Raw genomic sequence first — 18,878 nt, 5'->3', positions numbered from 1 at the left:
TTCTCATATAATTTGTTGAGAACCCATCGGGATGTTAGATTCATAGCTACGACTATTCGGCTCTTGCCACCAATCTGCGTGCTCGACGTACCATTCCACGGTTTGTTTCAACCCTTCGGTAAACCTGTATTCGGGCCTCCATCCGAGCTCATTCATAATTTTTGCCGGATTGTTGGCATATCGGTAATCCTGCCCCGGCCTGTCCGGGATGAACTCAATGAGGCTTCGGGGCTTTCCGAGCATATCCAGAATAAAATGCGTGACGTCAATCGTTTTCACTTCCTGATGTGAACCAATGTTGTATACCTCTCCACTGCGCCCCAGGTGCAGAACACGGTCGATTGCCGTATTGTTATCGCGGACATAGACCCAATCGCGAATGCTGAGACCCTCGCCGTGGATCGGAATCTTCCTGTCCTGCAAAGCGTTCATGATGACCATAGGAATGAGCTTCTCCGGGTGCTGTGCAGGGCCGTATGTGTTGCCGAACCGGACGATATTGAACGGTAATCCATACGTATTGCTGTAGGAATGAATCAGCATATCGGCTCCAGCTTTACTGGCCGAATACGGATTGTTAGGAGCGATCGGGGAGTTTTCCGTAAAATAGCCCGTGTCATTCAAAGAACCATAGACTTCGTCGGTTGAGATCTGCAGAAACAGCCCAATGTCGTAGCGGACTGCGGCGTCAAGCAGAGATTGCGTTCCATTGATATTCGTGGCGACGAATGTCACCGGATCCACTATACTCCGGTCCACGTGGGATTCGCCGGCAAAATTGATGATAACATCGATCTGGTGCTCCCTTGTGACGGCATCTACCAGATCCCGGTCGCAAATATCGCCTTGAATAAAGGTATAGTGGTCATAGTCTGACAAGGCGGCAATATTTTGTATATTCCCCGAATAGGTCAACTTATCGAGATTAATGAAGCGGTATGAAGGATACTTCGGAAGCATCAGCCTCAGAAAGTTCCCCCCTACGAACCCCGCACCGCCTGTAACCAAAATGGCGGGGTTGTCCTTAAACCGTCGATTCACTTGCATGCCTCTCCTCTTTTCTATCGGTTTTGGGATCAGCCGTTGTTCACGGGCTCTTTACTGAATACATAGCGCCAAAACCACAGAAACGGACGAAGGGGAAAATAGAGGAAATGCAGTAATTTAGGCAGTGGCAGCAGCGAAACATCCTTTGTGCTGGGGTAAAGATAATCCATGATCAACGACAGCTTTTCTCTTCTCGACATTAAAGAATGTAAATAGCGCTTGTAGTATGCCAATGTGTCCTTATCACCATTAGGGGATAAGTCAACAGGGTTCTTGATGAAATACAGCGATGCTCTTGCAAGCTCCTCTGCGTACATATTACGGGATAGCTCTTCTAGCTCAACGCCTAATGGCGTTGACAACAGCCGATTCGTTAAAATGGCAGCCTGCCCTGCTAGATCCGGCTCCTTCCGCTGACGGTAGTGTTCCATTAGCTTTTGTACATTGAATGATTTTTTTTGAATCATCCGGTCTATATCACATAACCAGCGAAGGCGGAACCAGCCATGTCTTGCGCCATGCGACACCAAGTACATAAACAGATCTCCGTCGCTTAAGTAATGAATGGGCCGCCCGGAGAAGGAGACCGTTGTTCGCCGATCCCACAGTGTTCTGAAAGAGGCCCCGGGCAGTTCCGCGCTCATCCGCCAGTGTAACTCCACCTGAGTAAAATAGAGCGGATGTACGTAACTGATATGGTGCTTTTTCCGTTTCCAGGAGCCCAAAGTTTTCTCGTCCTCTGTAACATAGCCTAACTCAGACAAAATCCCTTCCGCTTTTTCCAAGTGTTTGGGGGAAACCAAAACATCGAGATCTTTGGAGGTCCGAAGCGACAAGTCCCCGTATAGCTGTTGTGCTAGCACTGGTCCTTTCAGAAAAATCGCTTCAACCTGATGTTCCATCAATGCAGAGTTGATTTTCTCCATTTCAGAGCTAAGACGCAGCATGCTGATCACATTGGCGGAATATTTGGAATACAGCGAATCCATTACGGAGCTCGGAATACCCTCATAGCCCCGTTCCTTTAAGCGCATGTACAACAACGGATAGACCCGGTGATGATAAGCAAGGCGGATCCATTCTTTCCAGTCTATCCCTTCTAAATCTTCTTCCTCCCATGGTCCAGACCCAATAATTCGGAGAAGCAGCGACAATTCCCTGGAAAAATCACTCGTATTCAGCGAGTTATTCATTCACATTTCTTCCTCTCATCCCTGCATCATAAAGACCGGGCTCTGCTCGCGAATCCCTTTGTTCAGGTTGGGCCGGCCAATGGAGTAATAAGCAAATTGTGTCTTTGCAATCTCTTCTTCCGAGTAAATATTCCGTCCATCAATGAGGTTCGGAGTTTTCATCCAGGTTTCAAGCTCATAAAGCGAGATCTGCCTAAATTCCTGCCATTCTGTCAGAATGCACAGGGCATCCGTCTCCAGAGCTGCCTCTCTCGCTGTTTCGCAATATTTCACGTTGGCGTAGCCGAGCACGCTTCTAAAGTTATTGGTCGCAATTGGATCGTAAGCCTTGACGACTGCCCCTCGATCAATCAGCGATTGGATAATTTCGATAGAAGGCGCATCACGAACATCATCTGTTTCCGGTTTGAAGGCGAGCCCCCAAATGCCAATGGTTTTTCCGGAGAGATCGCCAAGCAGCTGTTCCAGCTTACGGATCACGTTAAAGCGCTGCCCCCGGTTGACCTCAACTACCGATTTCAGCAGCTTGAAGTCGTAATTCATTTGCCCAGCAATCTGAATCAGAGCTTGGGTGTCTTTTGGGAAACAAGAGCCTCCGTATCCGATCCCCGCTTTCAAAAAGGAGGAGCCGATGCGGTTGTCGTATCCCATGCCTTCCGTCACTTTGGTGATATCCGCTCCAACTTTTTCGCAAATGTTCGCGATTTCGTTGATAAAGGAAATCTTCGTCGCAAGAAAAGCATTGGAGGCATACTTGATCATCTCCGCGCTGCGGATATCGGTCACGAGAATATGTTCGGTCAGCCCCTGGTGAAGTTTCCGCATAATCTCAGCTGCCTGCTCACTCTCCGCGCCTATGACAATTCGGTCAGGATGAAGCGTATCCTGAACAGCTGTTCCTTCTCTAAGAAATTCAGGCAGCGAGACACTGTCGAAATGAACCGGCGACTGGCTCTGAATCAAATACCGGATGCGCTCGTTAGTCCCAACGGGAACGGTGCTCTTAATGCAGATGACCTTATAACAGTCAATGACCTCTGCGACTTCACGAGCCACTTGCTCAATATAAAAAAGGTTGGCCTCCCCATTCGGTAATGACGGGGTGCCAACAGCAATAATGATAATATCTGAAGCGGTAACTGCCTCTCTCAACTCGGTTTGGAAACGCAGTCGGCCTTCGGCAGAATTCCGGATAACGAGCGGCTGGAGCCCAGGCTCGTAAATGGGAATTTCCCCTTTATCCAACTTTCGAATTTTCTCTGCGTCCTTGTCCACGCAAATGACATCGTGACCAAGTTCCGCATAGCAAACCCCGGAGACCAGGCCGACATATCCCGTCCCGACGACTGTAATTTTCATTTCATACACCTCACTCTTAATGAATTCTTCGTCAGATAAAACAAAACTGAAGAATTTCCTCCCATCGCATTGCCAGCCTTACGATATCTTCCTCCACCAGCTCTGTTCCCGTTTGCACCTCAATAATCTCCATATCGGTTGCGGCCTTCAGGCTGTGTTTGCTCTGAGCCGGTATGACAATGACATCGCCAGTGGTAATCCGCCGATATTGTCCGTCCAGTATCATTTCACCGGAACCGGCAATGACAGTCCATACTTCCTTCCGCTTGTGATGGTATTGATAGCTCAAATTTTTTCCGGCCTGAATACAAATACGCTTCGTCAGTACTTCCTGTCCGTCCTCGTATTTCAAAAAGTCTAATACGCGATATCTACCCCAGCGTCGTTCCTCAACCATTGGCCGGAGCTCGTCCGAGCTCACCAATTCTTTTATTCTCGGGCTTGCCTCTTTATCGGATACAAGAATGCCGTCTGGACTAGCCGCGATGATAAGGTTGGATACACCGATCGCTGTGACGGGAATGTCCAACTCATTAATAACATGAGTATTTTGGGAATCCGGTGACAGCGTTCCTTTCCCGATCAGTGGAGAGGCGATTTCTTCTGTCAGCGTATTCCAAGTCCCCAAGTCCTTCCACTCACCGTCATAAGGCATGACCACGATCTGTTCCGTTTTTTCCACCACTTCATAATCAAAGCTCGTCTTCAGGAAACGGCCATATTGCCTAACAGCTTCCTCGTAGTGAATTGGCAGCTTTCTCTCGATTAACATGTCGATGATAAATCCGAGCCGGAAAGCAAAAACCCCGCAATTCCAAAGCGCGCCTTGGCGGATCATATCAGCGGCTTCTTCTTCGCGGGGCTTTTCCCGAAAGCTGTGTACCTGTAAATATTCAGAAGTGTTGTCTTCTATGCTCCCAGGAACGATATACCCGTATTTTTCGGATGGGTACGTTGGAAGAACTCCAAGTAACGCCAGATCTGCACCCGAGGTTTGTACCACTCTCTCCAGCTTCCGGAGCCGATTAAAGAAGGGTTGCTCCACGAAGGGGTCCACAGGCATAACGATCATGACTTCATCCAGCGGCATATCCTTCATCGAATATAAGTAAGACGCCGCAAGAGCAATCGCCGGAAACGTGTCTCTTTTCTCCGGTTCGATCACGATCTCAGCCTCGCTTCCAATTTGGCTTTGGATCATGTCGACCTGCCCTTTGCTTGTCGCAATGCAGGAGTCCTGTCTCAAACCTTCAGCCGCTAACTGTTCCCATACTCGCTGCAGCATGGAAATTCGCTCCCCGGATCCGGTTTCCAGCACTCTCAAAAACTGCTTCGATCTGGCGTCATTGGACAAGGGCCACAGCCGCTTGCCGCTGCCGCCGGACAACAGTACGATTTTCATACTCATTCACACCCCTTTTCCAAATTGGTCCCATTTCGTTTCGTTCAAGTATCCGACTTGGCCAGCCGTTTCTGTCTTACAACTGACAGCTTTCGCATCAGGAGCGTGCGAGCATTCATGATATTCAAGATGACGAACATGGCCGCATATACGACAGCTCCTACGGCGATTTGGCAGATTAAAGCCAGCAATCCGGTCTGTCCCTTCAGCAGGAAAAGGACTAGCCCCATCACGAGAGAAGATCCAATAATTTTCGCGCTTTCCGCAAGGGGGAGCGGTAAATAAAAAACGCTCCTGGCCACAAACCAATTCGCCAGGAACGAACATAAATACGCCGTAAATGAGGATATCGCTGCTCCAGTGAGCCCAAGTCGGGGAATGAGTATAATATTAAAAATGACGTTGAGCACGATGCCTATTAATACGGGGATGGCCTGCATATAGGTTGTTCTTCCTAATTGAAAGGAGTTGTCAGTGTAGTATGCTTTTAAACCTTGAAAGAGCATGGCAAACGAGATGAGAGGTAAAATGACAGTGGCCTCTAGAGCGTAATCTATACCAAATACCACGCTTGTAATATTATTCGATAGGATCGTTAATCCCAGCACCGCCGGAAGGGAAATACCTAGCAGCAGCTGATAATTTTGTGTCAACTGCCCTTGCGCAGATTCATATCCCTCAGTCTCCAACCGTCGTATGACTAATGGAAGCGCGCTCAGATTCACAATCATCATCAGCATTCCCACAGTCTGCAGTGCAAAATCGAATGTGACGGAGTAGATCCCGGCAGCGGACTCACCTTCTAACCAACCAATCATCACTCGGTCAATCGACTGCATGATGTAGGCCATTCCACCGCTAATGATCAGCGGAAGCCCATACTTCACCAGCTCTACCAGAATGGAGCGGTCTACCGACCATCCTGCTCGAATGTCCCATTCCCGGATGAATACTACATTAGCCACAAGGGTTCCAAGTGAAATCCCAATCAGCAGGCCCACTTCGCCGTATCCCATCGCCAAGGCGAGCACCCCAAAGCCGAGGCTTGCCGCCGATTTCAACCCAGTCATCAACGTAAAGCGGACCGGTTTTAAATTGGAGCGCTGCACGGCTTGCGACAGCTCAAACCAGGCCGCCGCCCACAGGAAAAACAGCGTCACTGCCATCTGCACTGCGGATTGGATGCCCACGAGCACAAGGACGCCTCCTGCTAAAAGAGTGAACAGGCAGCATCCGAGGTAACAGACGATCACAGTACTGAGAAGTTTGTTATATTTGTTCTTATCATCGTGGTATCTCGGAATGTATCGAATCAAACCCAGCCGGAACCATTGGTACAACAAGGAATTGATCAGGTTAACATAAACAAGAATCAACGCATATCGGCCGTACTCTTCCGGTACAAGCAATCGGGTATAGAACACGATAGACAAGAAACCGACTGCTCCGGCAAACAGCTTTGCTACAAAGTAAATCAACCCATGCTTTATCATGTTTTTTCATCCCGGCTTTACGTTTAATAATAAAACTATTAAAAAAAGGATTGAACCGCTTGAGTAAAAACCGGTTCAATCCTTTTGCTGCTGGGCTTTACATTGTGGTAGATTTTATCCAGTGCATCCAGCATGTTTTCTATTATGAAATACTCTTCGTATAATTTCCCGCTATTTATACCATAATGTCTCATTAATGTTCGGTTATTAATAAGGATTTCGATCTTCTCTGCACCTTTTTCCGGATTCATCGGTTCAAACAAAAGTCCATTATAGCCATCGATAACAATCTCATTGTTACCAGTCACATTCGTTGCGATAATAGGCTTTTCAAGACTCAGGGCTTCAATTACGGAATAGGGCAATCCCTCGTATAGAGAGGTAATTAAGTAAACATCAAATGTACTGACTATATCGATAACGTCTTTTTTAAAGCCTAACAGCTTAACTTTTCCCTCCAATTTGTACATACGAATTCGCTTGTATAGTTCCTCTTTCAATTGTCCATCGCCCACGAATATGAATTCTACATTTGAATATTTTTCAACAATTCTTTTAGCAATCTCTACGAAAGTCAGAGGATCCTTTTGAATTTCCATTCTCATGGTAGTCCCAATTCGAATAGTTTTATTTTGAATGGGGTTTACTGAAATAGAGTTTGATGTAATTCCATTAAAAATCACAACCGAGTTATCTTCTTTTACGATGTTTTTCTCGATAGCATATTGTCTTTCCCCTTCTGATACATTGATGGTTAGTGTAGTTATTTTGCCTAAAAATTTCTCAATGAATATGTAGGCATTCCTTTTATTTTTGTTCAAGGTTTGATTTTGAAAGGAATATGCATGTGGTGTATAGATTACCTGATTAATCCTGCAGATTTTTGCAGCTAATCTTCCAATAGCCCCTGCCTTTGAACTGTGGCAATGGACAATTTCTGGCTGCACTTTTTTGATAATTTTAACAATTTGGTAAAGAGCCTTCAGATCATCAAACAAGGAGATATGATTAACGAAATTATTTACTGAGTAAAGTTGAATTCCTTTTTTTTTAAATGTATCAATATTAGCCTTAAACACTTCATCTGCACCAATTTCACTGTAGATGATTGACATATCATATTTGGACGTGTCGATATGATCTAGAACATCAATAATATGCTTCCTGACCCCACCAGCAGTTGCTTCACAAATATACAGAACTTTCTTCTTCATGGTTCTTTGACCTCCTCACCATTGAGTCAATCTGCACCATAATATCTTGCGCGGTTTTTCCCCAGCTGTACTTTAACGAATGTTCAAAGTTGTTGTCTCTCATGGTCTTTTGATCAGTATTTTTAATAACTGATTCTATCTTATTCGCAATATCAACGGGATCAAAGGGATCGCAGTAAACAGCATGTTCACCGCAAACCTCCTTAAGTGAGGAGGTATAAGAAACAACTACCGGGCAGCGGCATACCATCGCTTCAACTGGGGGTAATCCGAAACCTTCGTATATTGAAGGGTACACGAAGCATGCCGCGTTCTCATAAAGTGATTTGAGTTCTTCGTCAGTAATATAGCCTGTAAATTTAACTTGATTATTTGTATTCGAAACCGTATCTGTTTTGAAAACTTGGCTATTTTGCATACCAACGATCACGATCTCAAGTTGCTCATTATTTTGTAAATATTTCAGACTTTCCACGATGGCACTGAAGTTTTTATTTGGACTTTTACTACTAACTGCTAGTAAGTATTTCTTCCCCCGCAAATCAAAACGATCCAAGATTGATTCATTAGATTCTTTGTTCACGATATGTTCGGTCCCCAAATACACTACAGTAATTTTCGAATCTTTCATTCTGCAGTATTTAATCAATTCACTTCTGGAAAAGTGTGAAACCGTCAAAATTCTTTTCGTGAACGATTTAATGAATTTAAACATTATTCGATACCAAATCAAAAAAGTCTTTGAGAAATTTTTTTGATTTGTGTAGACGGCAGCATCATGAATCATGACCATTTGATTGGATTTAAGGATTGGAGCCGGTCCGCAAAGATTAATAAGTAAGGAACCTTTAACGATGAATGGCAAAGTAATTTGTTCCCAGGCATGCCCATTTAGAAAACCAACCTGTCTAATTTCAATATTCTTCAAATTTAACTTTGGAACATCTGTTTTACCAGGTGTGAGCACGACAAATCTGTATTGGGATGATAATGCTAGTTCGTCAAATGATTTCAAAACTTCCGTAGCCACCCTCTGTACTCCAGTGGTTACCTGACCTAAAAATCTTCCATTGATGTATATCGTTTTCGTAACGATCCCTCCATTTTCCCGCTGCGCATTCTATAACTGTTGTTATTAGATAATAAGCCGTGCTTGCTACTAATAAATAGAAAGAATGAAATAAAAAATACCAGTAACCACGCTGGAAAAGCCCTGCCCTCTGACCAGTAAAGAACCCTTGGAGATTCTAGTAAGCCTACAAAAATAATAGGGTAATACAAGTAGCCGTAAATATTATTATAAGAAAACAAGTGATAGATAAAGCCGCATCCCATTCCTGCGATGAGCCAAAAAAAGAAGCCACCCACGTGGCCAAAATCGATGTAAGGAAGAAAAAGTCCACTCGGATTATTGAACTCAGGGTTACCCATGCTAGCTAATGTCCCAGCAAAGTTAAAATCGCTTGGAACCCCAGTTAATTTATTTGCATCAAGATAAGAACCTAGAATAGGAAAGTCCCACAACCATGTCGTCGTAAAGTAGGGAAAAGATAACGGCTTTCTAAATACATCGATTAGCATAGAACCGTTATTTAATCCAGTCACATAATAGCCAGTGATACGTGTAACACAAAATTCTATGAATGAACTCTCCTTCAGAGCATAGTAGTTACTCCAAGAACGGAAGTATTCGGAAACAGAAAAATAGACTGCGAACACAACTAAACCAATTAACGGGGAAAGGTTTACCATAACCCTTGTCTTTCCACTTAGTCCAGATTGAGCCTTGATCCCCAACCAGCAAACAATAATCGGGATAACTAGCTCCAAGGCAGCCAATCGTTCAGAAAGAAAAAAGGCTCTGAAAAAAGTAATAACTAAAAGGATGATCATTTTACTTTTGATTTTGGACCAGCCATAGTTCAGCCCCACATATACGCTTAAAATTGATGCAACGATTCCAAACTGGGTAAATGTTGTAATGCCGGATACCGTGCTGAACAAATGCTTTAAATCATACATGGCCCCCTTGCTTCCTTGTAGCATTCCAATCAATACGGAAAAACTTAATCCTCGAGTCAATGCAACGTAAAACCAATAGATATACCCGAAGAAAGTAAATAAATAGGAAACATTTAAAAAAAACATCAAGAATGAATAATCTTTTTCTCTTCTTCTAATTGATTGAGGCCGAGGTATACTTCTCTTGTCGTAAATTCCCTTTAAAACAATTACCATAAAGGCCGAACCTATTAAAAATAACAAGACTGAAAATATAGAAACTTGAAAAAGTTCCTTACTTAAGTATTTGGGTGTTCCCCAGTTATTTACGAAAGAATTTGAGGACAAGTGATTAGCTATTACAACATTAGGGACAATCATAAATGTAAAGACAACGCCAGGATTTAACCACCATATCGTTTTTTTCATAGAATCCCCGATTCATTCTTTAAGTAATTCACCCATAGCTTATTTGTTCCACAAATTGCATGAGCTCTTCTGTCTTATATTCCCATGAGTGTTTCGAGACCATTGTCTTAATAATCTTCCTGTGTTTTTTTTGATATACCAATGCTTCAGATATTTTACGATTGAACTCTGTGTCATTATCATAAAGGAATATAAACTCCTCTTTACGGCGTTCGATTTCAGCAGATTTTTTAGAAACAACAGCCAACCCAGCTGCCCCATATTCATATAACTTCATGGGACTTCTGCCATGGTTGGATTCATGAGATGATAAAGGGAGCAAGCCTATCTCGCAGGCATTCAAATAATATGGGATATGCTGATAGGAGCGCTGCCCTAAGAAATATATATTTTTTATATTTGAAACTCGTTCTGCAAAATTTAGATGATCGCGACCAATCAAAATAATGCTGAGGTCGGGCTTGGCAGATGCTAATCGTATCAACGAATCAACATCCAGCCGCTTGTCCATCGCCCCAATGTAAATAGCGCGGGGATGAGGAATTGCTTTCATGTCCTCCGGCTCTTCTGATTGAACATTAAAATGCGAATATTCAACTCCATTTTCCATTAATAGTCCAGGTAAATTCAGACTTAAAGATTGCAGATGTTCAAGAACGGGCATTGAAGTCCCTATTAATCCATGCATCCGGCTGAGAACTTGTGATTCAGCTATAGTAATCGAGTCATCTTCTGACATCTGGCTGTAAAGATCCGTTGCACGATAAATTTTCACTTTACCTTCGAGTTTCTTTTCAATGCCAACAAAATTAGGCTGATCTATAAAAACAACATCTGCATCACGAAACTCATAATAATCCGTTATAGTTTTTAAGCTGGGAAAACATATCATTTCGGTCGTCAAGTTAATTTTGAACTTCCGATAAATTTTATTTGAGATTTTCCATGGAAGCAGGGATAATGGAACGATATTTTTCACCTCATCCCGGTTAAAGCTTTTCCATTTGCGCCAAAGTTGAAATCGATCTTGATTTTCTTTTCTCGTTTTTTTATTCAGCCAATGAAACGGGGTGACAGGTGTGCTAATATGCAATACATCATGCCCCATCTTCCGCAATTGAGATGCCAAATGGTGGGAACCTACAACGTACGTACCTCCCATATAGGTATGACTAACAAAAATGATCTTTAATTTCTCAGCCATTTTAATTACTCCCATGGATTAAGTCTAATAAGCCCCTTTACTTCTGATCATCATCATGACTGTTTTAATCATGATTTTAAAATCGAACGTAAAGCTTTGATCTTTGATATACCGCAAATCCAACTCCACCATCTCGCTGAAGCTCAGCTCATTTCGCCCGCTCACCTGCCAGAGGCCGGTGCATCCCGGGATGACCCTCAGGCGCAGCTTATCGTAGCTGCTGTATTCCGCCACTTCCCGGGGAAGGGCCGGCCGGGGACCGACGAGCGACATGTCACCGCGCACCACGTTCCAGAGCTGCGGCAGCTCGTCGATGCTCGTTTTGCGGATGAAGGCGCCCACCCGGGTGATGCGCGGGTCCTTTTTCATTTTGAACATGGCGCCACTGATTTCGTTTTGCTCCAGAAGTCCATCCAGCAGCTGTTCGGCATTGGATACCATGGAGCGGAACTTGTACATCCGGAACGGCTTTTCGTCTTTACCGATACGGGTTTGTCCAAAAAAAACGGACCCTTTCGGGTCCTCCAGTTTAATCAGTATCGCAACGATCAGAAACAGCGGTGAGAGCACGACAAGGCCGATCAGCGCAAGGACGATATCCGTCGCTCTTTTAAACGCTTGATAGATGACCCGGGGATTGTCGTTCTCCAGAACATATGGCGAGTACGCCGGCGTACCCTCGAATGCGACATCCGACTCGTTTCTTTGCGGTGTGGGAGAGATCACCACCTATCACCTCACTAGCGATTTATTTTGCCGAGCTGTTCCCGCTCGAGAATATGCTCCATCCCCTGCAGCAGCGGGTTGCGCAGTTCTTCATACTGCAGCGCAAAATCCAGTGTCGTCATGATGAAGCCCAGCTTCTCGCCGACATCGTAACGCGTGCCTTCGAAATCGTAAGCATAGACACCCTGGCTCTCGTTAAGCTTTTGAATGGCGTCAGTCAGCTGAATTTCCCCGCCGGCTCCTTCTTCCTGCAGCTCCAGGTAGCTGAAAATTTCCGGCGTCAGAACATACCTGCCCATAATGGCCAGGTTCGACGGAGCCTGTCCTGCCGGCGGTTTCTCCACAAAATAGCTCACTTCGTGTAAACGTCCGAGCTTCTCCAAGGGCGCAACCACCCCATACCGGTGCGTCTGCTCGCTCGGAACGGTCTGCACGCCGATGACGGACTTTTCAACTTGCTCGTACTGCTCCACCAACTGGCGGATGCAGGGCACCTCAGACTGCACGATGTCATCCCCAAGCAGCACTGCAAAGGGCTCATTGCCAATAAAGTTGCGGGCGCACCACACGGCATGCCCCAGCCCTTTGGCTTCCTTCTGGCGTATGTAGTGAATCTCCACGTTGGAGGACCGGCGGACTTCGTCCAAAAGGTCAAACTTCCCCTTGCTGAACAGATTGTTCTCCAGCTCAAACGCATGATCGAAATGGTCCTCGATGGAGCGCTTGCCTTTGCCGGTCACGATAATAATGTCCTCGATTCCGGACGCCACCGCTTCTTCTACGATGTACTGAATCGTCGGCTTGTCGACGATCGGCAGCATTTCCTTCGGCATCGCTTTGGTCGCGGGTAAGAACCGGGTTCCAAGCCCCGCGGCGGGAATAATCGCTTTTTTCACTTTCCTCATCTCATTCACTACCCATCTTTTATATTTTTCTTTGTACCCCAGATGCATGCTGTGTATGTAGAAAACCTAGCTATATGCTCTTCGCAAACAGGGAAAAGACCATAGCTCCATTTTCTAAAAACAGGGCATTCAACCCGTCCTCACATCACACCCTCGACAATGAATGTCTAAGGTCCATAGGACCCACAGCGTGACCGAGTGCCTCCAGTGATAAAGGTGCAGTAGGCATTACCTTCTTGAAAACCATGTCTTTATTGGGCCTGCATACCGTAATGGTCCGCAGCAAAGGCCTGCTGGTCGCGGCCGCTTCGGTTAAGCACCAGCCCCAGCATGTTGGCCTTCACATGATCCAGCTGTTCCTTGGCCGCCCTCAGGTGGCTCCGTTTGACCTTGCCCGCGGCAACCACCATGATGACACCGTCGCATAACGCACTCGTGATGACGCCGTCCGATACCGCAAGCACCGGCGGCGTATCGATAAGGATGACGTCGTACTCCTGCCGAAGCTGCAACAGCATGTCCTGCATGGCGGCCGAGTCCATCAACTCCGCCGGATTGGCTGGCACGGGGCCGGCCGTCAGCAGGGATAAATGGTTGATGCCCGTCTCCTGAACGGCCTGCTGCACCAGCACGTCCCCGGCTAGCACCGTACTCAGCCCGTGTCGGTTGGAAAGGGAATAGATGTCATGCAGTACCGGCTTGCGCATATCGGCATCAATCAGGAGCACCTTCCGGCCTTCCATCGCATAAGTCACTGCCAAATTGCTGACCGTTGTGGTCTTACCTTCGGAAGAGCGCGTCGATGTGACCATGATGACCTGATGCGCCGCATCTTTGGGGGAAAAATGAATTTTGGTCCGGAGCAGCCGGTATGCCTCGGATACCCGGGAGGTTGGATTCCCGGATACAACCAGGGCTTCTTTATTGATTGAGCGTCGCATACTTGCCTTCACCTACTTTTTGATTTGGTATACTTGTGCCGCTTCGGGTTTTCAAATCCGCCCGGTTCATTTTGCTGATGACTGCAAGCACCGGCATGTCCAAAATTTCCGCAGCCTCGGCCTCCGTTCTCACCGTATCGTCCAGATAGTCAAGCAGGAAAACCAGTCCGATGGCGAGCATCAGGGAAACGACAAAGCTGATCAGCATGTTCATGACCGGATTAATGTTGATCGGTCCAGGGGAGGCCTTGGTGTCGGCTTCGCTAAGAATCGTAATGTTGTCCACGTTCATAATGCGGGGAATCTGTTCCTTAAACACCATGGAGACGGCATTAACGATTTTGGCCGCCCGGGTATAGGACGGATCCTGATACACCAGGTTCATGACCTGCGAATCATTGGCTGAAGTGACCGAGATCATCGCTGCAAGTTCACCGGGCGATGCTTTCAGGTCGGGGTATTTTTGCACGACTTTGTTCATAATGGCGGACGACTTGATAATTTCTTTATAGGAGTTAATGAGGAAAATGCTGGTCTGGATCGTTCCGGCATTCAAGCTGGCCCCGCCGTCCGCGGAGGCGGATTGGTTAACGATCAGTTTGGCGTTGGCCTCATAGACCGGCGTCGTGAGGTAGAGGCTTTTGACTCCGGTAGCCGCAACGGCAATAACGACAATCGCCGCGATTAACCACCACTTTTTTACAATGATTCGAAAATACTGTTTAAGCTCCATAAACACGCTACCCCCGCTAATCATTTTTCAACTGCAGTTGTGGGTCATACCTTACCGATACAATATGTATTATTCATCCTACACTTTAAGATACAAAATGTATCATGTCAAGCAAATGACTCTAATTTTTTTCGAAAAGCGACATGATTTTGCAGCGAAAAACCGCTTTCATCCGCATTTCCATGCATATTCAGACAGTTAAAATCCGCATTCCCTTTCTGGCGTTAAAAAAATTGACGGCCTGCAAACTTGAAATCCGAAAAATGCTGCTATATACTTGCCGAAAAAAGTTACACTTTGTATCGAAAACACGCCTTCTCTCATCTCAGAACAAACACATATATAATGGAAGCGCTTTAAATGAAGGAGGAATTATGCGCATTTTTCTCACCGTGACGTGGGCGGTCTGCCTGTTCGTCTTTACTTGTTCTTTCGATTTCAACGCCCTTCTCCACCATCACCAGGCGGATTTCCGGCTGAACCCCTCACCCGATTGGAGTGAGCTGCTCAAGCTTGATTTACAATGGTCGAGCGAGGCCTGGATCAACCGAAAAATCGGGCATTTTATCGGTTTCTTTCTATTGGAGCTGCTCTTGTCCAATTTGCGCGGCTCGAAGCTTGCTGTCATGACGGCGATCTTGTACGCAGCGTTAACCGAGGTTCTTCAGCTGTATTTTTTTCGAAGCGGACGGATTTACGACATCGTGAACGATACGTTCGGCATCCTCTGCGCTTACCTGTTCTGCCTTATGCTCCAGGCTTATATCAAGCGGACAAACCGTGCCAGAAGGGAAGCGCGGCCTCCGCGTTCAGCTCTCCCATCCGACAAAAAGCAAACCAGGTAATCTTTCCTCATCCAAATTCACTAAATTTCGCACACTGAAAAAAAATGTTGATACAATATGTATACATGTAGTATGATACAGAAGAACTAGATACATATTGTCGCAAATTGTTTGAACGGTACATAACGGAGGAAGATGTCATGAGCGCAATTGCGGGGATTTACCGGTTTAGCCAAGACCCCTTAGACGTCAGCGCCGGAGCGCCCATTATGGAGTCGCTGAAACGGTATCCGGCAGACCGGAGTTCGGGATGGCAGCAGGGCCATGTGTGGTTCGGCTGTCACGCCCAGTGGATCACGCAGCAGTCTGCCCACGAATTGTTGCCTTTCTATTGCGCAGAACGCAGGCTGGCCATTACCGCCGACGCCATCATCGATAACCGGGATGAGCTGATGGATGGGCTGCAGGTCCCTTCCCGTGCAAGACAAGCTATGACGGACGGGGAAATTCTGCTGCTCGCTTACGAAAAATGGGGAGAGTCGATGCCGGAGCGTTTAGTCGGCGACTTTGCTTTTATGATCTGGGACGGGAACAAGCAAATGCTGTTCGGAGCCCGGGATTTCTCGGGTGCACGAACGCTTTATTACCACCGGAACGGGGAACAGTTGTCCTTCTGCACGGCCATTCGCCCGCTGTTAGCCCTGCCGTATGTTCACCAGGAGCTGAACGAAGCTTGGCTGGCCGAGTTTCTGGCCATCAGCGGGGTTTTTGAGCCGCCGGACTTATCTGCGACGGTTTACCGGCATATCGAGCAGCTGCCGCCTTCGCATACGCTCACGGTCCGCAGCCGCCAGGTGTCCGTCTCCAGATACTACAGCTTGACGGAGACTTCCCCCCTGCAGCTTAAATCTTCAGAAGAATATCAGGAAGCTTTCCGCGACGTGTTTAACCGGGCCGTTACCTCAAGGCTGCAGCGGACAAGCCGGATGGTGGGGGCTCATTTAAGCGGGGGACTGGATTCCGGTTCGGTTGCCGGCTTTGCGGCCAAAGCGCTGGAGCGTGATCACCGGAAACTGCATACGTTCAGCTACGTACCCGAAGACGGCTTTGAGGATTGGACCCCCAAGCGAAGACTCGCTGACGAAAGGCCGCTCATCCGTCAGACCGTCCAGCATGCGGGCAACATCGAGGACAGCTACCTCAGCTTTAACGGCCGAAGCCCGTATACGGATATCGATCACTGGCTGGATATTATGGAGACACCCTACAAATTTTTCGAAAATTCATTCTGGCTTCGGGGAATTTACGAACAGGCGCATGAGCGCGGGGTGGGCATTCTGCTGAATGGCGCAAGAGGAAATTACAGCATCTCCTGGGGCAACGCGTTGGACTATTACGCCAAGCTGATGAAGAAATTGGCTTGGGTCCGCCTGCGCGGGGAGATTAATCAATACAGTATGAACATTGGCGTAGGACGCAAGCGCATCATAGCCGAGCTGTGCAAGCAGGCTTTTCCGCTTCTGAAGCGCAGGCATGCCGCCTCGTCCGCCAATGAATTTCCGCAGCTGGTTAACCCGGCATTCGCCAGACAGGCCGGCGTTTACGACAAGCTGACGGACAGGCAGTTCACTGAAATCGGATCGGGCGAAGACCTTCCCTCCGACCCGGTGGAGGCGAGAAAGTATCATTTTGACAGCTATAACGTTTGGAGCACGACAGGAACGAGCTTCAGCAAGCTGTCGCTGCAGTATCCCCTCTGGGCGCATGATCCGACCAACGACCTGCGCGTCATCCGGTTCTGCTTGTCGGTACCGATGGAGCAGTATGTGCAGAACGGCCTCGACCGCGCGTTGATCAGACGCTCTGCCCAAGGCTACCTTCCCGACAACGTCCGGCTGAATCAGCGGCTCAAGGGGATCCAGGCGGCCGATATCCTCCACCGGATGGCTCCGCACTGGTCGCAAATGATCCAAGAGCTGGACCAACTGTGCCGGGATTCCCGCATGCAGCAGGTGCTGAACATTCCTGTCGTCCGCAAAGCGCTTGACGAAGCCAGAAACGGGATGCACCCAAGCCAGGCCTACAGCCCGGCCATCAAGGTGCTGATGCGAAGCTTGATCGTGTGCCGCTTTCTGGAGCGAAACTTTTGAAAGGAGGTGAAATCGATGAAAAAAGAATGGACTACACCTGAACTGGAAGTATTGGAAGTCAGCATGACGATGGCTGGCCCCGGAAAAGGCAAACCGGACTCTTTCCAACCGGACCCGGATGATCCTGTCTTCTACAGCTAATTCCAATTCATAACCGAGCGATCAGGAGCAGCCCTTGGTCCCAATGATATGGGGTAAGGGCTGTTCTTATATCCACATTCTTTTGACGAAGCGGAGAAAATATATGATCAAACCAGCGATATATACAGCCTTCTGGCTTACGATAGAAAGTGAAATCCCGCTGCCCGAGCTCCGGCCGGCCTTGCATTTCGGCCAAGATATCCAGGTACGGATCGGCTTCGCCGACCTTGACGATGCCTGGGCACAGCGGGAAACACCCGTCAACAAATTCGCTGTAAGTGAGCAGCAGGTGATGTTCCGGATTCCGAAGCTGGCCGTGTTCAGCGCAGAGAACGGAACCGACATTTACGTCTCGCCGGAGGCAGACGCGGACGAGGATCAGATCCGGCTGTATGTCCTAGGGACCTGCATGGGAGCTATTCTGATGCAGAGAAGAATTTTGCCCCTGCACGGAAGCGCCGTCGTCATGAACGGCAAGGCTTACGCCCTGGTCGGCCATTCCGGACACGGCAAGTCTACGCTGGCTTCCGCCCTGCTGCAGCAGGGATGCCAACTGCTGACCGACGATGTCATCGCCGTTACGATGGATTCAGTTCAGCTTCCACTTGTTGCCCCCGCCTATCCGCAGCAGAAGCTATGGCAGGACAGCCTTGACACGTTTGGCATGGACGCGGGCGGTCTTCGTCCTCTGTTCGACCGGGAAACGAAGTATGCGGTCCCGGTTCTCGCCAAGTTTGCATCCAGACCGATTCCGCTGGCCGGCGTGTTCGAATTGGTCAAAACGGACTGCGAACAGCCCGAGATCCGGGAAATCGGGGGCTTGGAGCGCCTTCCGCTTCTCTACCGCCATACCTACCGCAGCTCGCTCCTCGCGGAGAGCGGTCTAACCCCGTGGCATTTTGAATGCACAACCCGCCTGTCGGGATCCGTGAACATGTATCAGCTGCAGCGTCCCCTGGATCAGCCTACGATCGGCAGATTGACCGAGATGGTTCTGGGTGTTATTGGAGGCTGAGCAATCCAAATTCATACCGGGTATCGCCATCGCCGATCCATGACCAAGCCCTGTTCCATTGCTGGAAGCAGGGTTTTTTATGCTGCAGAAATGCTATCGTCCCCTCTATCCTTTCAACCGATAAGCCGTACCATACTTGC

17 protein-coding genes are annotated in these 18,878 nt (G+C 47.5%); 4 read left to right on the top strand and 13 right to left on the bottom strand.

Going from position 1 to position 18,878, the window contains the following annotated elements:
- Positions 1–3 precede the first annotated feature (3 nt).
- The 13 genes from rfbB to GCU45_RS24170 form a co-directional block, all read right to left on the bottom strand.
- Entirely contained in the window at positions 4–1,041 is a 1,038-nt protein-coding gene (rfbB, locus tag GCU45_RS24230; RefSeq protein ID WP_244364229.1) for a dTDP-glucose 4,6-dehydratase, read from the bottom strand.
- A 35-nt stretch (positions 1,042–1,076) separates the two neighbouring features.
- Entirely contained in the window at positions 1,077–2,240 is a 1,164-nt protein-coding gene (locus tag GCU45_RS24225) for a nucleotidyltransferase domain-containing protein (RefSeq protein ID WP_152401110.1), read from the bottom strand.
- A gap of 15 nt (positions 2,241–2,255) precedes the next feature.
- Complete coding sequence (locus tag GCU45_RS24220; RefSeq protein WP_152401109.1) at positions 2,256–3,599, bottom strand: UDP-glucose dehydrogenase family protein; 1,344 nt, start codon at positions 3,597–3,599, stop codon at positions 2,256–2,258.
- 31 nt (positions 3,600–3,630) lie between these two features.
- Positions 3,631–5,001, bottom strand: coding sequence for a sugar phosphate nucleotidyltransferase (locus tag GCU45_RS24215; RefSeq protein ID WP_152401107.1), 1,371 nt, complete (start codon positions 4,999–5,001; stop codon positions 3,631–3,633).
- Positions 5,002–5,045: 44 nt separating this feature from the next.
- Positions 5,046–6,494 (bottom strand): oligosaccharide flippase family protein, encoded by a 1,449-nt coding sequence (locus GCU45_RS24210; RefSeq protein WP_152401105.1) that lies wholly within the window; start codon positions 6,492–6,494, stop codon positions 5,046–5,048.
- A 38-nt stretch (positions 6,495–6,532) separates the two neighbouring features.
- Positions 6,533–7,708, bottom strand: a complete 1,176-nt coding sequence (locus GCU45_RS24205) for a glycosyltransferase family 4 protein (protein ID WP_152401104.1) — start codon at positions 7,706–7,708, stop codon at positions 6,533–6,535.
- The gene (locus tag GCU45_RS24200; protein ID WP_244364227.1) at positions 7,680–8,738 is read right to left on the bottom strand and encodes a glycosyltransferase family 4 protein; all 1,059 of its coding nucleotides are present in this window, start codon (positions 8,736–8,738) and stop codon (positions 7,680–7,682) included. Before GCU45_RS24200 ends, GCU45_RS24205 begins: the two co-directional genes overlap by 29 nt.
- Before the next feature lie 26 nt (positions 8,739–8,764).
- Positions 8,765–10,138 carry an O-antigen polymerase gene (locus GCU45_RS24195; RefSeq protein WP_152401102.1) on the bottom strand — a complete coding sequence of 458 codons (1,374 nt, stop codon included), beginning with the start codon at positions 10,136–10,138 and terminating at the stop codon, positions 8,765–8,767.
- A 28-nt stretch (positions 10,139–10,166) separates the two neighbouring features.
- Positions 10,167–11,342, bottom strand: coding sequence for a glycosyltransferase (locus GCU45_RS24190; protein WP_167527207.1), 1,176 nt, complete (start codon positions 11,340–11,342; stop codon positions 10,167–10,169).
- Between the two features lie 24 nt (positions 11,343–11,366).
- Positions 11,367–12,065 (bottom strand): sugar transferase, encoded by a 699-nt coding sequence (locus GCU45_RS24185; RefSeq protein WP_152403293.1) that lies wholly within the window; start codon positions 12,063–12,065, stop codon positions 11,367–11,369.
- A 17-nt stretch (positions 12,066–12,082) separates the two neighbouring features.
- Positions 12,083–12,973 carry a UTP--glucose-1-phosphate uridylyltransferase GalU gene (galU, locus tag GCU45_RS24180; protein WP_152401098.1) on the bottom strand — a complete coding sequence of 297 codons (891 nt, stop codon included), beginning with the start codon at positions 12,971–12,973 and terminating at the stop codon, positions 12,083–12,085.
- Between the two features lie 251 nt (positions 12,974–13,224).
- A complete protein-coding gene (locus GCU45_RS24175; protein WP_152401096.1) occupies positions 13,225–13,914 on the bottom strand; it encodes a CpsD/CapB family tyrosine-protein kinase in 690 nt (229 codons plus the stop codon).
- Positions 13,895–14,647 (bottom strand): YveK family protein, encoded by a 753-nt coding sequence (locus GCU45_RS24170; protein WP_152401093.1) that lies wholly within the window; start codon positions 14,645–14,647, stop codon positions 13,895–13,897. The genes GCU45_RS24175 and GCU45_RS24170 overlap by 20 nt, the downstream gene beginning before the upstream one ends.
- A 374-nt stretch (positions 14,648–15,021) precedes the next feature.
- On the opposite strand from GCU45_RS24170, the gene GCU45_RS24165 reads away from it, so the two are divergent.
- From GCU45_RS24165 to GCU45_RS24150, 4 genes are all read left to right on the top strand, one after another.
- A complete protein-coding gene (locus GCU45_RS24165) occupies positions 15,022–15,492 on the top strand; it encodes a VanZ family protein (RefSeq protein WP_167527206.1) in 471 nt (156 codons plus the stop codon).
- Positions 15,493–15,632: 140 nt separating this feature from the next.
- Entirely contained in the window at positions 15,633–17,582 is a 1,950-nt protein-coding gene (locus GCU45_RS24160; RefSeq protein ID WP_152401090.1) for an asparagine synthase-related protein, read from the top strand.
- Between the two features lie 15 nt (positions 17,583–17,597).
- Positions 17,598–17,723 (top strand): paeninodin family lasso peptide, encoded by a 126-nt coding sequence (locus GCU45_RS24155; protein WP_105441696.1) that lies wholly within the window; start codon positions 17,598–17,600, stop codon positions 17,721–17,723.
- Positions 17,724–17,826: 103 nt separating this feature from the next.
- Complete coding sequence (locus GCU45_RS24150) at positions 17,827–18,738, top strand: aldolase (protein WP_152401088.1); 912 nt, start codon at positions 17,827–17,829, stop codon at positions 18,736–18,738.
- Positions 18,739–18,878 lie beyond the last annotated feature (140 nt).

This window comes from Paenibacillus cellulositrophicus (genome assembly GCF_009363095.1).
Taxonomy (GTDB): Bacteria; Bacillota; Bacilli; order Paenibacillales; family Paenibacillaceae; genus Paenibacillus_AQ; species Paenibacillus_AQ favisporus.
Note: the sequence above shows the minus strand (reverse complement) of the source record. Positions and strands in the feature narration are given on the sequence as shown.

Coding starts and splice junctions, on each gene's coding strand:
- GCU45_RS24195 (WP_152401102.1), bottom strand. CDS start 10,138: ATGAAAAAAACGATATGGTGGTTAAATCCTGGCGTTGTCTTTACATTT.
- GCU45_RS24190 (WP_167527207.1), bottom strand. CDS start 11,342: ATGGCTGAGAAATTAAAGATCATTTTTGTTAGTCATACCTATATGGGA.
- GCU45_RS24175 (WP_152401096.1), bottom strand. CDS start 13,914: ATGCGACGCTCAATCAATAAAGAAGCCCTGGTTGTATCCGGGAATCCA.
- GCU45_RS24205 (WP_152401104.1), bottom strand. CDS start 7,708: ATGAAGAAGAAAGTTCTGTATATTTGTGAAGCAACTGCTGGTGGGGTC.
- GCU45_RS24210 (WP_152401105.1), bottom strand. CDS start 6,494: ATGATAAAGCATGGGTTGATTTACTTTGTAGCAAAGCTGTTTGCCGGA.
- GCU45_RS24215 (WP_152401107.1), bottom strand. CDS start 5,001: ATGAAAATCGTACTGTTGTCCGGCGGCAGCGGCAAGCGGCTGTGGCCC.
- GCU45_RS24165 (WP_167527206.1), top strand. CDS start 15,022: ATGCGCATTTTTCTCACCGTGACGTGGGCGGTCTGCCTGTTCGTCTTT.
- GCU45_RS24155 (WP_105441696.1), top strand. CDS start 17,598: ATGAAAAAAGAATGGACTACACCTGAACTGGAAGTATTGGAAGTCAGC.
- GCU45_RS24225 (WP_152401110.1), bottom strand. CDS start 2,240: ATGAATAACTCGCTGAATACGAGTGATTTTTCCAGGGAATTGTCGCTG.
- galU (WP_152401098.1), bottom strand. CDS start 12,973: ATGAGGAAAGTGAAAAAAGCGATTATTCCCGCCGCGGGGCTTGGAACC.
- GCU45_RS24160 (WP_152401090.1), top strand. CDS start 15,633: ATGAGCGCAATTGCGGGGATTTACCGGTTTAGCCAAGACCCCTTAGAC.
- GCU45_RS24150 (WP_152401088.1), top strand. CDS start 17,827: ATGATCAAACCAGCGATATATACAGCCTTCTGGCTTACGATAGAAAGT.
- GCU45_RS24170 (WP_152401093.1), bottom strand. CDS start 14,647: ATGGAGCTTAAACAGTATTTTCGAATCATTGTAAAAAAGTGGTGGTTA.
- GCU45_RS24220 (WP_152401109.1), bottom strand. CDS start 3,599: ATGAAAATTACAGTCGTCGGGACGGGATATGTCGGCCTGGTCTCCGGG.